Annotated in this window: 7 protein-coding genes; all 7 read right to left on the bottom strand. The window is 47.3% G+C overall.

The genetic code is table 11. The features are described 5' to 3' along the window. Window positions 1–13 precede the first annotated feature (13 nt). On the bottom strand, window positions 14–3,628 hold the full coding sequence (locus tag B0I21_RS03085; RefSeq protein WP_133639022.1) for a DUF4450 domain-containing protein: 3,615 nt from the start codon (window positions 3,626–3,628) through the stop codon (window positions 14–16). Next, the gene (locus tag B0I21_RS03080; RefSeq protein ID WP_243835932.1) at window positions 3,628–5,031 is read right to left on the bottom strand and encodes a glycoside hydrolase family 28 protein; all 1,404 of its coding nucleotides are present in this window, start codon (window positions 5,029–5,031) and stop codon (window positions 3,628–3,630) included. The genes B0I21_RS03085 and B0I21_RS03080 overlap by 1 nt, the downstream gene beginning before the upstream one ends. Before the next feature lie 17 nt (window positions 5,032–5,048). Next, the gene (locus B0I21_RS03075) at window positions 5,049–6,158 is read right to left on the bottom strand and encodes a glycoside hydrolase family protein (protein ID WP_133639021.1); all 1,110 of its coding nucleotides are present in this window, start codon (window positions 6,156–6,158) and stop codon (window positions 5,049–5,051) included. Between the two features lie 285 nt (window positions 6,159–6,443). Next, the gene (locus B0I21_RS03070; protein ID WP_133639020.1) at window positions 6,444–7,475 is read right to left on the bottom strand and encodes a GntR family transcriptional regulator; all 1,032 of its coding nucleotides are present in this window, start codon (window positions 7,473–7,475) and stop codon (window positions 6,444–6,446) included. A gap of 157 nt (window positions 7,476–7,632) precedes the next feature. Continuing rightward, window positions 7,633–9,141, bottom strand: coding sequence for a RagB/SusD family nutrient uptake outer membrane protein (locus B0I21_RS03065; protein WP_133639019.1), 1,509 nt, complete (start codon window positions 9,139–9,141; stop codon window positions 7,633–7,635). 4 nt (window positions 9,142–9,145) lie between these two features. Further along, window positions 9,146–12,325, bottom strand: coding sequence for a SusC/RagA family TonB-linked outer membrane protein (locus tag B0I21_RS03060; RefSeq protein ID WP_133639018.1), 3,180 nt, complete (start codon window positions 12,323–12,325; stop codon window positions 9,146–9,148). 210 nt (window positions 12,326–12,535) lie between these two features. Continuing rightward, window positions 12,536–15,274, bottom strand: a complete 2,739-nt coding sequence (locus B0I21_RS03055) for a glycosyl hydrolase (protein WP_133639017.1) — start codon at window positions 15,272–15,274, stop codon at window positions 12,536–12,538. Window positions 15,275–15,348 lie beyond the last annotated feature (74 nt).

Below are 15,348 nucleotides of genomic sequence, written 5' to 3'. Positions count from 1 at the left end.
GTTCACACGTTATCTATCTGTTCACTATTTTATGTCCATTATTTTGTAATAGGGTAGCCGCCATAATGCCGATTACGACATCATTGGCTTCACAGATCAGGCTTAAGGATTTCAGTTCCCTAGAAGGATCAAGTGGAAGATCCAAGATGCTGGCGGCACCGCCATCTATTGCACGCGAAGAAAGACCTTTGATATCATCATATTGACTCAGGCTGCCCCCTTTATATAAGACCCCTGTCTTTAGCTGTACCCGATAAGGAATCGTGGCATCGGGTAACTCAAAGGCATAATTGTCGTCCAAGTAATCCTGCTCAATAGGCCACCAATTGGTTGGGTTACGTAATTCCAAGATCGACTCATGTCCATCCATATAGTGTACGCGGACCTTTGCGTTCACGATTTGCGACTGCATCGGGTTCGTGGAGCCGGCCATGAGTAGATACAGCTTTTCTGCTTTTCCTGAAAGTGGAACTTCCACTTTGGTCGGATAGTTATCCCACTGGCTGGTGAACATGATATTGCGCTGTGTTCCCTTGATCAGAAACGGAATACCGAGGTAGGTAACGATATCATCTTTTCGCTGGTCCATCAATCCTTGATCATCAATATTTGCTGTTGTTAACGGATAGCACCAGTTGCCTATTCCTTGCCAAGGCAATTGCAACGTCGGTCCTACAGGCCGTGGCGACAGGTAGCGTTGTTCAAAAATATCGCTTACACGTGCGTTGTAAAATGTAGAAAGATCTTGAGGAGCATATGCTTGCGGATGATCGATTTCCCAGTAGCTATTGGCTATGGTCCAAGTGGCATCACCTGCCCTTAGATCAAAAGTGTTGGCACCTTTCGTCAGTATGGCACTCGAGATGTCCATGGTACATTCTTCGCCGGATGTCAACACTACCTTTCGTTCGAAAGCTCCTGCCTTCAGCGCTAGGTTATAGGCTTGTGTGCCTATATTTTTCAAACGTAACGTATGCTTACCATCCTGACTAAAAAAATAATGTTGTACCGGCTCCACAAGCGCTAGATCGACGGCTCGCCAATAGTTCATTTGCCCGGCTTGTACCTGCACGAAAAAGGTGCCTTTCCGCATCGCTGACTGCAGTTGAAACCGATTTCCCTGATGACCACGTAATAGCTGCTGCGGATCGTAAACCTCGCCCATCACCTGATCTTTGCCCAAAGGCAAAACAAAATCTTCACTGTAGGGTTGTTCGTAAACAGCTGCTGCAGAAAGATCCAATGTACCTTCTCCCTTGATCTCAACCTGAAAATTGGCTGATGCCGTGGTTTCGAAAATGATGACAGGCATGTTTATAGCGGTAGATTTCAGCGACCATGGCACATCTTTTCCATTTACAGTTACTGCTGTTACTTTCGTATAACGTATTGGGAGCTCCATTTTCATTTTGAGCGGCTGTCCAAATTGGGTACGGATATCGAAATGCGTTTCACTTTTTGTCTTGCGGTACGTATACTGCCATTGCGGCAATGCTATTTCAGCAAAATCCCAAGATGGAGGAAAACCAGGACGGACAAGGATCTCCTTGTCCATTAAGCGCGGTAAGAATCCAAACAGTCCTTCCACTAACGTGCGCGATGCTACGCCAATAGGATCTGCGAAGTCGCGGTATAGTTCTCCCCGAAAAGCATCGTAATGCGACAATTGCTGGAAGTTACCTGGGCTGATGCCATGGTACATACTCTCTATCAAATTGCTTTTCCAAAGTAGGTAAGCATCCTCATGACGGCCAGATTGCCAGAATGCCAGTGCGGCTTGCAAATTTTCGGCTAGCGCCACATTATTGACCGACCAAGTATAAGGCTGCCAGGTGCTTGTTGCCAGGGTATATAAATTTGGCTCCGTTTGTTCTTTAACCCGTATAGGGATATGCGGCAAATGGTTATGTATGTATTGCGTGTTCTGGTAGCTTTCAAAATCATCCAACAGAAAGGCATCGGCGATATGGTAGATTGTCCACAACCCTGGGCTTTCGTGCCGTAATCTGTTTCCCAATTGATCCTCAAATTCCGCAAAGTGACCTTGATTTGCGATCCACAACCGGGCTTTTAATGCATTTGCAATTTTATCGGCCTCCGCGGTAAAGGGCTGCGGATCGATGCCCAAGATAGCTGCTAGCTTGGCAGCAGCACGATTCGCCCGATAGTTGTAAGCACTACTGTGGGTCACGCCGCCTCCCGAATACTGCAGGCCATCACTCGCCCAAATAGCACAATAGGCATCATAAAGGCCATCGTTATCGGTATCGAAGTTGCGCTTTTCCCAAGCCAAATGCCGCAAGATACTAGGCCAAACCTCCTTTAAATAGCTCTTGTCGCCGGTGTAATCGAAATGGGTAAACAATTGATCGAAGAACACCAAATTCATATCATAATGGTGAGGCACTTGATTGTTATTAGGATTTCGTGATATATAACCACTACTAAACACCGAGGTTCCCATTTTTTCGATGTGCCGTGCTAAATTCAAGGCGGTGTCCATAACCACGGGGCCGGCGTTTGGCTCCAATACTTGGGACCGCAGATAGCCGGAAAAATGCTCTTTGGCCCGATCATGCCAACCGAGCGCATCGGCGGCATAAGCCCCTCGCCAAGCATTGAGCCGCATGCGCCATGCGACAGCGCCATGCAGGTAACTGGGGCTTTCCCAAATAGCGTCTGCTGCCAGCGCTAGCGTCTCGCCAATAGTGTTGATGTGTTGATCGGGCGTGCGCAGTTTGACGCGACTGGCCACCGCCTGCCGGGCTTGGTCAGCCTCGGCAAACAGCTCAGATAGTGCTTTGTTGGTCTTTACTTTTCCAGCTAGCGGCCCCTTTGCTACTTGAATATATACAGGCTTGTTCAGCACTGTATATTTCGCATAGACGATCGGGCTATTTGTAGGCTCGCGCTGCTCCAGATCAGCTATGGACTGCAGCACCGCAGCATCCGCTAAGGCTAGCTGTTGCGCGCCTCCGAAGTCGCCGTGTACAACCTGTTCTTCATTTCGCTTGCCCACATAGCGCAAGGTGAACCCTGTCTTCTGCACATCAAAAATATTGCCCTTGGCGTATGCAGGCAACAGATAGAAGCTAGACTCCGGATCGGCACCGATATCACCATTTCGGCTGAACGTTTTACCACTAGCACCACCATATATACTATACAAAAGTGCTTTTGGATCCACACCTTCGCCGGATACTTTCAACACCAAACCTTCCTCTTTATATTGGGCAAGCAGCGTCAAGGTCAGGCTCCCGCTCCCAAGAAGTTCGTCATGAATGCGGTACGTCATTTTGCCTGCTCGGTAGCGTGTTTCTATACGATCGACATCAATGAGCTTTTTATACCGACCATCCCGTGCCAGGACGAACTGTAAATTACCGCCCATCCCGGGAAGATACAGGGCAAATTCCGGCAAGTCTCCCGCTTCAACGCGTGACGCGCGGTTATCACCATAGAGTGCCCGATTAAATCGGTATCGGCCATTCACCAACAAAAAGTCGCCCTGATCCGCCGTATAGTGTAGTTGGCGTTCTTGTTTTTGCCAATGTTTGGCTTGCGCATAACATGGCCCTTGTAACAAAGAACCCAGTACTAGTGCAGCTAGCAGTAGTTTATACCTCATTAGTCAAATGATGAGAGTGGTTTGCCATTAATGACCACTTCCTTAAGCGTCACTTGCTTCAAGTAGTCCACCTTGTAGGGTTCTTGAACACCGTCGATCTTACAATTAATCATCGTAAAGTTGGTCACCGGCGATGATTCGTAGGCATTGGATAGCACGGCATACTTACCGCCGCCCTTAACTTCTAGGTTTTCCACCCATATATTGCGGATCGTCGGGATATGCTTGCCCGGCTTTTCGTAAAACATATTAAACCGTACGGCAGCCTCCTTGTATTGCCCTACTTCGGTGTTATAGAAAAAGACATTTTCAATGGTGCCTCCGCGGCTAGAGCTTGTTTTTATGCGCAGAGCGCGGTCTAGATTTGGGCTATCCATCACATTGTTAAGCGCATAGATGTTTCTTGCACCACCCGCTATCTCGCTACCGATGACCACACCACCATGGCCATCTTTCATCATACAATTTTCGATAATGTGATTTTCCGCAGGGCGACCTATATTACGGCCATCCTCGTCTCGCCCAGATTTGATGGCAATACAATCATCTCCCGTATCAAAATAACAATCTTTGATCCACACGTTTTTGCATGCTTCTGGATCGCATCCGTCGTTATTCGGTCCATGACTTACGACTTTAACCCGCTCGATAAGCACATTCTCACACAATACCGGATTAAGGTTCCACATCGGCGAATTGATCATCTTCACATCGGCAATCCACACATTTTTACAGTGATAGGGCTGCACAAAGTTGGGCCGTAGGAAATGTCCATCGCCATATATCCTTTTACGAGGATCCATCTCTTCAGCCATCTGTTGGTGCAGAAGGGCTCTTGCAGGCTTTTGCTCGCCGGGTTTACTTTCATTCCAGCCATACTTGCGCGCGCCGCACCAATACCACCAATGGTCGTTGTCGGAATTACCATCCAAAAGGCCTTTTCCCGTAATAGCGATGTTCTCTTCGCCATACGCATAGATAAAGGGAGAGAAATTCATGCATTCCATGCCTTCCCATCGGGTGAAGACCATCGGGTAGTCTGCACTATCGCGACTAAACAAGATGGTAGCACCTTCCTGAATGTGTAAATTCACATTGCTTTTTAGATAAATAGCGCCGGTCAAAAAGATGCCTTCGGGTACGACGACGCGCCCGCCGCCGTCTTTATTGCACTGCTCTATAGCTTTTCGAATGGCTTCAGTATTTTTTGTTATTCCATCTCCCTTTGCTCCAAAGCTGGTAACGGCATAATCTTTATTGCGGAATTTCGGTGCGACAATCTGCTTTTTTAACGCTTTAACCTCTGCAAGCGGTTGCGAAGCTGCTGTCCATTTTGTCTCTTGCGCCATTGCGCATATCAGGCTCAAACAAAGAAGGATGCTTCCGATTAATTTCTTCATCATAGTGGTTTATAGTTAAATCAAAGTGTATACGATACAATTTCAAATACAAAGGTTGTTGCGCTGTCATACTCCCCGCCTTGCGTGGCACCAAATAAAAATTGCGGCTTCTCCGTTACCGGGTCCAGAAGCAACATCGGGCGTTCTAAACGACCAAATCGCTTCAAATGAGCTGCGGGCATAGGCTGTGTCACATAATCTTTCATGGCAAGGTAGGAGACCCCTGGAGGAGACCAGTTCAAGCCATCTTTTGAGGAGAGCAGTAATCCAAATTCGTGGTTGAAAAAGCCCATGTCGCGCGCGATCATGTAATAGGTTCCCTGCTCTTTCCAAACGAAGGCATCTTCCAGTTGCGCATTATTGGGCTGATCCGAAAAATCGAGTACAGGATTTTCTGACACGCGCTCATAAGGTCCTGCCGGATGATTGGCCTTTGCTAGTCCGTATTTTCGATTACCTCGGACGGCTCCTTTTGCCTGTTGGTATTCTGCAGTATTCCATGACTTATAAAACAACCAGTATTTTCCGTCATCCCCTTTTATAAAAGCCGGATTGGTGGTGCAATGATCATCCCAAGCACCGGCCTCGCCTGGCAATAAGCACGGCTCATCCCTCCGTTTCCAAGGACCATTAATAGTTTTGGCCGTTGCGATGCCGATGCGTTTCGTGTCGGTTTTTCCATTGGCATTGCCCATGTAGAACAGGTAGTAGGTATCTCCTATTTTTTTGATCAGTGGGTTATGGCAGGTCGTGCCATCCCAATATCCTTCGCGTGGTGCCAACACCACCGATTGATGCTGAAAGCTGTCGAAAGGACTATCGGCCACTGCATGTGCAATCTCAGACCCGCGAATCCAACCACTCATTCCACGCTCTTTTCGCCAACGTGAATAAAAGAGATGGACCTTGCCGTCATCGCCCCAAATGGGTGATGAGCACCAGATGTAATAATCTGCGAGCTGAAAAGATCGGCCGATGGGTTTTAACGTAAAGGCTGCTTCGGGTAAATACTTCTGGGTATTACCAAACAAAGGTTGCATAAAAAGCACACCCGAGAGGGTATACAGCCCCGATTGGATGAAATGTCTTCTGGAAAATGATCGTACGTCGTTCCCTCTTTTACGAATCATGGTTTACGTCTTTACAGTTAGCGTTGTAGGTTTACATCCACAAGATATTAAAAACTAGCACGAAAGGTGTCCTGCGCTGTCCTGAGAGGAATGTAATGGGACAGCCAAAAACGTTCCACACACGCTAAAGGGTGCGCCAGAAGACTGCCGTTTTTAACGCGGCATAGCGCCCAACAGGTTACCGATGACGTAGATGGCTGTAATAGAAAATTATTGATACCGTCACTGCTCCGCCAAGGAACAGCCCGTAGGGCAGGCTATAGTGGCATCATGGATAGGCGCACTTTAAATAGAAGGTCTAATGTTGACGTAAAAAGGTACTTCGAGTTGTTTTGTTTCTTTCGATTTTACGATCTGCGCTGCATACTTGCCCATGAGTTCGAAATCTGTGGAGATGGTGGTAATACCGTTCAGTATAAATTTCTTTAAGGGTGTTTCATTGTAGGAGATGATGCCGACATCCTTGCCCACCTTATAATTTTTAGCGATGCATTTTTCTAGGATAAGTACCAGATCATCTTCTGCGATATTGATGTAACACTCGCCCTTTTTCAGCGGCTCTTTAGTGAGGTTTCCGACCAACATATGGTCGAATGCATATTGCTGACAAAACTTGTAAAAGCCCTTAATGATCGCTTTTGGATAGTCGCTGTTATCTGGAAATACCAATTTAAGTGTTCTGTATTTGGATAAGGGCTCTAGCGCTTTCTCCAACGCCTCATAAATGTCCTTTTCGTAGTTTTCATACACGGCGTCAAATTCGCCGGCTACACCGTCTACCATTTTGCCGAGCAACAGTAGCTTCTCAGCGGGCATGAGTGCAAGCACCTCGGGAGCTTGATCGCGCCCCTCTTTAAAATGCGGAAAGATCACGTATCGATCGTATTGTTTGGTTAAGTTCAGCAGTAAGGTGCGAAGGTGCGAGATATCGCTGTTGTAAACGAAAAGATCCAATGACGCTTCTGAGCCAAGTTCATCGGCAAAAGCGTCGTAAACAATCTTCTTGTGAGCGCTTAACTTATTCAGAAAGAGTGCTATTTTCTGCTTGTGGATCACATCAGACTTCTCCACAAAGTAGCCTTTGCCGGGCGTAGACGAGATGATCTCTAAACTTTTCAAGTGCTTATAGCCCTTTTCTACAGTATCACGAGAAATATCTAGATGTACGCTCAGCTCATTTATCGACGGTAAAATATCCCCTTGTCGCAGGTGGCTGTTCTTTACGCCATCAATTACGGCATCGGCCAACTGAAGATATTTGGGTGTGGAGGAAAAGTCACTGATCTGAATACTCTTTATGAATTCCTGATTGTTCATGCTTACGTCATCTAGGTGATGGGCTAAAGAAACGGTTTTTTAAATAAAAATACAATTTTCGTTCTTGTGTAATTTTCTTGGTAAAGCTTTAAATGGAAACAACACCGTACAAAACTGTGTTATCATGTTCATACGGTGCTGTTCGCCAAACCGTTTCCTAATATCCCTTATTTTGTGTGTAAAGTCCAGGGCTTTTGTTCAGTTCCGATTGCGGTACAGGGTAAAGAACATAGTCGATGATAAAGTCTTCCATCTGCCGACCACGATCTTCCGCTGCAATCCATGTTTTCATGGTGGATTCTACCGTTCCTGAACGGATAAGATCGAACCAGCGGGATCCCTCGCCGATAAATTCGCGACGGCGCTCCTTAAGCAACTGTTCCATCGTAACGCCGACCAAAGGGGCCGTCAAGCCAGCACGTCGACGAACCGCATTAACCACAGCATCTACGTCTGCTGTCGCAGCTCCTTCAGCACCGTTCAGTATACATTCCGCTTTTAACAACAGGAGATCCGTATATCGAAAAACAATAAAATTAATCGGCCAATCTAGTCTGCTTGTTGTGGGCACCTTGCTTATATCCACAAATTTTTTGACAAAAGGCCGGTTTTCAACGACAGGTCCGTCTGTAAAACCATTTTGAATGCTAAACGACGCGCGTACATCCTCCGCTGCATATGTATTAATCAAATCTGTAGAGACCGGGCGGATGGTTAAGCCCCCTTGTGCGGTGAAGCCAAGGGACTGAAAATACCTATCGGGCACCAAGACCCACGGAAATGTAGCACCAACAACAGGGTTTCCCCCACTTACATATTCGATATTGAAGATCACTTCCCTGTTTCGTTCGTTGCCGTAATCAAAGATGGATGCGTAGTTTTCTAAGCTAGCAAATTCACCACTTGCAATGATCTCGTTAAACTGGCTCATCGCCTTACTCCACTCGTTGCTGTTTTGGCCGATACCATCTACACCTAATGTCGGACCCGACTTACTCATATACAATAAGCCTAAAAGCATTTTTGCTGCGTAGGTATTTACTCTACCGGCATCTACCGCAGCATAGTCACTCGATTTCGGCAAATTTTCGATAGCGAATACTAAATCTTGTTCAATAAAATTGCATAGCTCTGGCACGGGGCTTCGCCCAATGGTTTTGGCTTCTGCATCGGACACCACACGATCGATAAGCGGCACCTGCCCAAAATAGCGAACCAAATCAAAATAAAAGAAGGCTCTTAAGAAACGTGCCTCGGCTTCCATCCTTCTTCGAAGCACGGCATCTGTCACTACATTTTCTCCCTTTGTGGCCAGCTGCTCCAAATAATTGTTGGCGCGAAAGACGCCGACGTAATTATCTTCCCACGCCTCAACCACATAAGGATTGGCATTGATGTTTTTTTGAAAGCTGTTTACGCCTTCCCAATCACGAACACCACCGTCAGACACGGCGTAAAGATTGTCGGAACGGGTTTCGGAGAGGTTAAGCAAACGATCGGGATAGGTGCGCGCGGCACTATAGATGGCTGTGAGGCCTTGGGTGAAATCATTAACCGTTTGGAAGTATGTTTCCGAAGTCCCTTCGGATATAGGTTGTTGGCCGAGATCCATATCACAAGAGCTCAGCAGCACGCAACCAAGTGCTATATACAGTGTCTTTTTCATTATCTTAGAATGTCAAGTTAATACCAAAAGTGATTGTCTTCGGAAGTGCTAGCCCACCATAATCGCCTGGTTCGAGATAACTGCTGCTCCCGCTCAGGTTTGTGTTTGCTGATTCCGGATTGACGCCGCCATCATATTGATCCTGTCCCCAAAAATTTTCCAGCGTAAGGTAGAGACGGCCGTTATTCAATTTGCTATTACCGCCGAGGCGCAAATCTTTGAAGTTGTAGCCGAAAGTAACGTTTCGTAGGCGCCAGTAATCGGAGGAGTACAACCAGTCGGTGTTTTTTATACGCCCAAATGTGGAGGAAGCTTTACCCACACGGCCTTCTCCCGGATCATCTTCCGAACGCCAGCGATCACGGTAAAAACCAAGGGCATTATCGGTCGATTCTTGGCCGGTTCTTCCCAATGCACGCCCCAGCAAGGAATAAATATGCCCGCCGCTTTGCCCCTGAAACAATACACTGAGGTCAAAATTCTTATATCGAAAATCATTCGTGATGCCCCATACATAATCCGGATTGGGGTGACCAACGATTACCCGATCGTTGGCATCAATTACGCCATCGCCGTTGGCATCGACGTAGCGCGGATCTCCGGCAACTTGGTTACCAAAAAGAGGCGCACCATTGTTGATATCCTGCTGACTTAATACGCCGTTCTGTTGCACCACATAGATGGAATACATCGGCTCGCCAATACGAAGTACGCTATGCTCGATGTCAAAAGAAGATGGAATTAAGATCTCTTGCTGGTTCCCAATCAACTTGGTTACTTTATTACTATTGTGACTGAGATTGAAAGAGGTTGACCAAGTAAAGTTGGATCTGGCAAAATTGCGGGAGGTCAATTCCAGATCCCAGCCGCGGCTTTTCACTTCTCCAGCGTTATCCAGGTAGTTGGAAAAACCTGAAGCAAACATTGCCGGAACATTCAGCAATAGACTGCTACTGGTACGTTGATACCAGTCAAACGACCCCGAAAGACGCGAATTGAACACCGCAAAATCGACCCCGAGGTCAAACGTACGCGATTTTTCCCAGGTAAGGTTCGGGTTAATGATATTCGCTGGAGCTTGCCCAGGCGCTACCGCGCCATTAAACGTGTAGTTGCTAAAGCCCAAAACGGATATCCCGCTGTAATCCCCAATATTATTATTTCCAGACTCCCCATAGCTTCCTCGAATTTTGAAGTCATTTAAGAAGGTCAGCGAATTCAGGAAAGCTTCATCAGACATACGCCAACCCGCAGAAACGGAAGGAAACCATCCCCATTTGGTGTTGGCACCGAAGCGGGATGAACCATCGCGACGCAAGCTTGCCGAAAAAAGATACTTATTAGCAAAGGCGTATTGCAAGCGGCCGAAGTAGGAAAGCATTAAGTTTTTGCTCGCTTCGGTGGAAGAAACAGTCCTCACGGCAGCATTGAGCGTCGGGATGGAGCTGTTCGTGTAGCCGCCTTGCGAGCTGATTGAAGAGATATCCAAGCGATCGTAATTATAGGCATGCCCGAGTAAGGCACTGATATTGTGTTTGCCTATATCGAGATCATAATGCAAGGTATTCTCGTTCACGACAGTCTGCCGGCGATAGCCATTCGCCGATCCGGAGGTGGCAAGATTTGGATTGTTGATGCGGCTAGCCAACGTCCCCGATACGGTGTAAGGCACAAAGCTTGTTGCTTGGCGATCGGTATGGTCTACGTTCAGGGTTGTCTTGAAGGTTAATCGATCCAGAATTTCGTATTGCCCATACATACTGGCTAGCACACGTGCAATTTTACTTTCACCGACATAGTTATTCAGCTTCGCAATAGGATCATTGGTAGAAACACTCCAAGGGTATTTTTCGTTCTCGAAAACATTCACTGTTCCCGCAGGATGGTCTTGCACGGGCGACATGGAATAGATCTGATGCATAATATTATCCTTCCCTTCGACGCCCGGATCATTCGCTACGGAATAGGTTGGCGCCAAGTTTAGTCCGAAAGCCAATTTTTTTGTAGGCTTGACGTCCACGTTGGCTCGCAGGGCGTAATTTTTATAGTCTAGCCCCTGTACGATACCCTTTTGATCCATGTAGTTCCCCGAGATGTAGTAGTTTACGAAATCGGTTCCGCCCGATGCCGACAATTGATAATTTTGCACGAATCCCTTTCGGTAAGCCTCGTCCTGCCAATTCATCAAGTGAAGTCCCGGGTAGCCGGCCTGCAGCCATCGATCATCATACATAAACGATGCATTGACGGTCCCTGGTGACAATCCCAAAATCGCTCTTCGCTGCTCCGTAGTTTGACTAGCCGTGCGGCCGCTACCAGACGCCACCCATTGTGCATTAATCATCTCTATGGCCCGGTCAATCCACTCTTCGCCGTTTAACATATCCAGTTTTCTGTACGCTTCTGACGCGCCCAGATAGGTATTGAAGTTCAATCTTGCCTGCCCGGTTTTCCCGCGCTTTGTCGTGACGAGCACAACACCGTTTGCCGCTCTGGATCCATAGATGGCTGCGGAGGAGGCATCCTTTAATACTTCGATAGATTCGATGTCGTTCGGATTGATATTGTCTAAAGGATTTCCCGCCGCGTAATTACCCGAGCCATTTGGAGAAGATACGGTTAGGGGAAATCCATCAATAACGTACAGTGGTTCGCTTCCCGCGCTGATAGAGCCTGAGCCACGAACTTGAACGCTGAGGCCCTTTCCCGGGATTCCTGTCGTTTGCTTCACCCGTACGCCAGACATCTGCCCCACCAACGCTTGATCGACACGTATCACGGGGCGCTCCTGTAATCCTTCGGTGTTAAATTTGGAAATTGGCGCAATAACATTGGAACGCCTTTGCGTACCGTATCCAATAACGACCACCTCATCAATCACCTCTTCTTTGCTTTTGAGCGTGATGGTAAGCGGTTGCGAATCGCCAAGCTGAAATTCTCGACTTTCATATTCAATTGAGGAGAAGAGCAGAATCTCGCCCTTCCTAGCAGATAATTCAAATGCGCCGTTTGCATCCGAGGATACAGCACGCGCGGCATCACCTTTAATGGTTATGGAAACCCCCGCAATAGGTTGTTGCGATGCGTCCACGACCTTCCCTTTCCATGATTCTTGCGCAAAAGCTTCGTAGCCGAAGCCGAGCAGAATTGTTAATAGAAAACGAAACTGAATCGTTGTTTTCATAGCCTTAACTTTTTGTATTATGTATAGATTTATGTGGTTATCACCTACAATGTAGCGAGTTAAACTGGTACAACCGTCCTGCGCTTTCATGCGTTGCAACAAGAACGTTACACGGAAAGGGGTTCATTGACAATGAAATGCCTGAAAATTTTAACAAAAGCGGCCGTCCAAAAATCATGGGACGGCCGCTCTCAACTTGCCTCAAGTCGCTTAATAGGCAAACAATTTTACTGGTCCTTGCAATCCGCTATCCATCACTTGCCAAGAAGCGGCATCGAAGCCCTCGTAGTCGATATTCACGAAATTGATCTCGTGATAATTGCGCCAAGACACCTTACGTTGGTCTAAGTCGCGCACGCGGTTGGCCATGAGGTTGGCAACCTCAATCCGGATGGTATTTTTTCCCTTTCGCAACAGGTCACTAATTTCTAACTGGAATGGATGTGCCCATAAAATACCGGCCTCTTGATTGTTCACCAATATACGCGCACTTTCGCCCACGGCGCCCAAGGTCAGGAGATAAGACTTGTGGCGCTGCTTATCCAATTGGACGGTTGTTTCATAATGGGCGATGCCCGAGAAACGATTGGCGTCGGCGTCGTTCCACGCCGTCCAAAAAGAGGGTTGTTGTAATGTGCGGCTTTTCGGTAATTCAGGCCCGCCACTAATGAACGTTACCTTCCAAGGCTGTTTAAAGACAGGAAGCTCTGTTTTTTTGCTGATATAGGGGTAAGGTGTGTTGGCCACCGGCTCGTCGGATAGAGCGACAAGCCAAGCATAGCCGGGAGGAATCTGCAGCCGGACATTTCCTTGTTGGATAGGCAGCTTAAATATTTTACCGGTCTGCGGGTCTAACAGGGTACAGCTTGCACCCCATGCATTGAAGCGGAATACATCGTCAACCGTTTTGTTGCTATGATTCACGAGATAGTAGTATCTTTTTCCATCATGAAAACGCCTGCTAAATTTCAGGCCGGAACGTACTAGGCGCTCTGCAGAAATCTGCTCCGTTTCCAGCGCAGAGTGTACATCTGTGGTCACATAAATTTTGCCTTTCCCGTAAGCGGTGTATTGGTTGTTTTCTGTTGCGGACAATTTTAGCGTGGCAAGAAGATCGTTTAGCTGCTTCCTTCTTTCTTCCACATGATGAAAGCCATGAACATCTTCAGGCAATCCTTGAAATATGACGGTTGCGCCTTGTTTGGCTAAATCGAGCAAATTGGCCAACGTTACTTCCGAAAAATACTGACTTTTCGGGACGATGACCGCTTTATAGGGGCGTGCATTTTTCGCCGTGACCAGCCTCTCGCTATCGACCGTTGTTTGGTCAAGAATTGCATCCGTTACAAAATCAAAACTATATCCCGATTGCTGGAGAGCAATGCTCTGTTTATAGAAATCTGTGGGATGCAGCCAACGGTCGACATGGTGCACACCGAGTGTTTTAAAAGCACCATCCGTATCATGCCATACATCATAAATAGGCCAATAGACCAACAGCTCATTATCGGCTTGCGTGGATTGCAAGATCGATTGTACTCGCGTAATGTACTGGTTTAAGCCAGCCATGTGTGTCCATAAGGGGTTGTCGCTCGTGAAATTGACCGATGCATAAAAAAGCCAGCCCGGGAAGGCGACATCGGTTGGCGAATACGTCGTACCATGGTAGAAAACATGATTTACACCTGCCAAAAATAGTTGCTCAACCTCCGGCTTCGTTTGTGACAACGCCGTTCGGAAATGCTCAGTAAGCCAAGTAAAGGTTTCCGAAGAGGTATATTTTTTCCCGTGTGTATTGGTTGCGGAAGAGGCGAACTTAAACATCATAGGATCTGGATCTACGTTACGAACATCTGCCGAGTCTCGGCGCAGGTTCGGGATACTAAAGAAGCTGGAACCAAAGGTTTCGCATTCTGCAATATCAGTGCTCGCATACAGGTCTATTAAATTCCCGGGCGACCCATGTGCCTGATTGCGAGACAGAGCTCCCCGCTGGTGCGCAAATTTTGTGAAGGGTATCAAAAAATTATCGCGGAGCACGGCACTCACTACTTCCCGATAGTCGGACTTCACCCTCGCTTCCCGATCTTTATCAGCCCCCTTTCCTGCAAAATCCAAGAGATAATCTTCCAATCTATAGCGTTTTCGCTTGTGGAATTCCTGAAGAAAACTATCGGTCCAATTCGCGCCATACACTTCATAGCTATCGTTAAAAAACGAGCGTATGGATATTTGCCTTCCTTGAAACACTTGTGCAAATGAGCCTAGGTAATGCTGTACCGGAATTGCGCCTAAATGATCCAGCGTAAAACCTTCCCCACCTGGTGCTGCACGTTTCACTTTTTGTTTCGTGCGACCCGCAAATAGCGCGATGACACGCACCGCTTCATTCGTAGACCAGTGCCCCGTTGTTTTTCCGATGTATTGATCCAAATTAATCTCTTCGCCATTTGCCTTAAACGCGCGGAGTGCCTGCAAATGGGCAAAAGTTTGCTTGCCATCTGATGGTATTAAGGGGAAGCGCAGCTGATCACCCTGCTTCAAAACGACTTCATCCAAAAAAAACTTGGTCGCTGCATCCTGCTCCGTTACCTGCGCTCCACCGAACGGCCATCCTGTGCCTAAGTTCATATCTAGGCCAAGACCCAAGCTGCTTGTTTTCTGGGCGGTAAATGCCAACATATCCATCCAGTTACCAGATAAATAGGGAGTGTAGCGCGACTCATACCCCTTCGCCCCATAAATCGGTGTAACTTCCACGCCGCCAATCCCAATATCAGAAAGATCTTGCAACTCTCTTGCTAGATTGGGCTTATCTACGGCAGATCCCATCCACCACCAGCGGGTCCATGGCTTCATTTCTTTTGTTACAGCGGGCCATCCCTCTTGCGCAAGAGCAGCGTTCAGCATGATGCCCATGCAAAGCAGCGTTAACCATTTCTTTTTCATACGTGAATCAATGTGTTTATTACAGGCCATATGGATTGTTCAGATTATTTTCAATGAACGCGCTACGTTCGGTT

It is taken from the genome of Sphingobacterium paludis (genome assembly GCF_004364125.1).
GTDB lineage: Bacteria > Bacteroidota > Bacteroidia > Sphingobacteriales > Sphingobacteriaceae > Sphingobacterium > Sphingobacterium paludis.
Note: the sequence above shows the minus strand (reverse complement) of the source record. Positions and strands in the feature narration are given on the sequence as shown.

What these genes read in the sequence shown, in the direction of transcription:
- B0I21_RS03085 (WP_133639022.1), bottom strand. Translation starts at nt 3,628, where the DNA reads ATGAGGTATAAACTACTGCTAGCTGCACTAGTACTGGGTTCTTTGTTA.
- B0I21_RS03080 (WP_243835932.1), bottom strand. Translation starts at nt 5,031, where the DNA reads ATGATGAAGAAATTAATCGGAAGCATCCTTCTTTGTTTGAGCCTGATA.
- B0I21_RS03075 (WP_133639021.1), bottom strand. Translation starts at nt 6,158, where the DNA reads ATGATTCGTAAAAGAGGGAACGACGTACGATCATTTTCCAGAAGACAT.
- B0I21_RS03070 (WP_133639020.1), bottom strand. Translation starts at nt 7,475, where the DNA reads ATGAACAATCAGGAATTCATAAAGAGTATTCAGATCAGTGACTTTTCC.
- B0I21_RS03065 (WP_133639019.1), bottom strand. Translation starts at nt 9,141, where the DNA reads ATGAAAAAGACACTGTATATAGCACTTGGTTGCGTGCTGCTGAGCTCT.
- B0I21_RS03060 (WP_133639018.1), bottom strand. Translation starts at nt 12,325, where the DNA reads ATGAAAACAACGATTCAGTTTCGTTTTCTATTAACAATTCTGCTCGGC.
- B0I21_RS03055 (WP_133639017.1), bottom strand. Translation starts at nt 15,274, where the DNA reads ATGAAAAAGAAATGGTTAACGCTGCTTTGCATGGGCATCATGCTGAAC.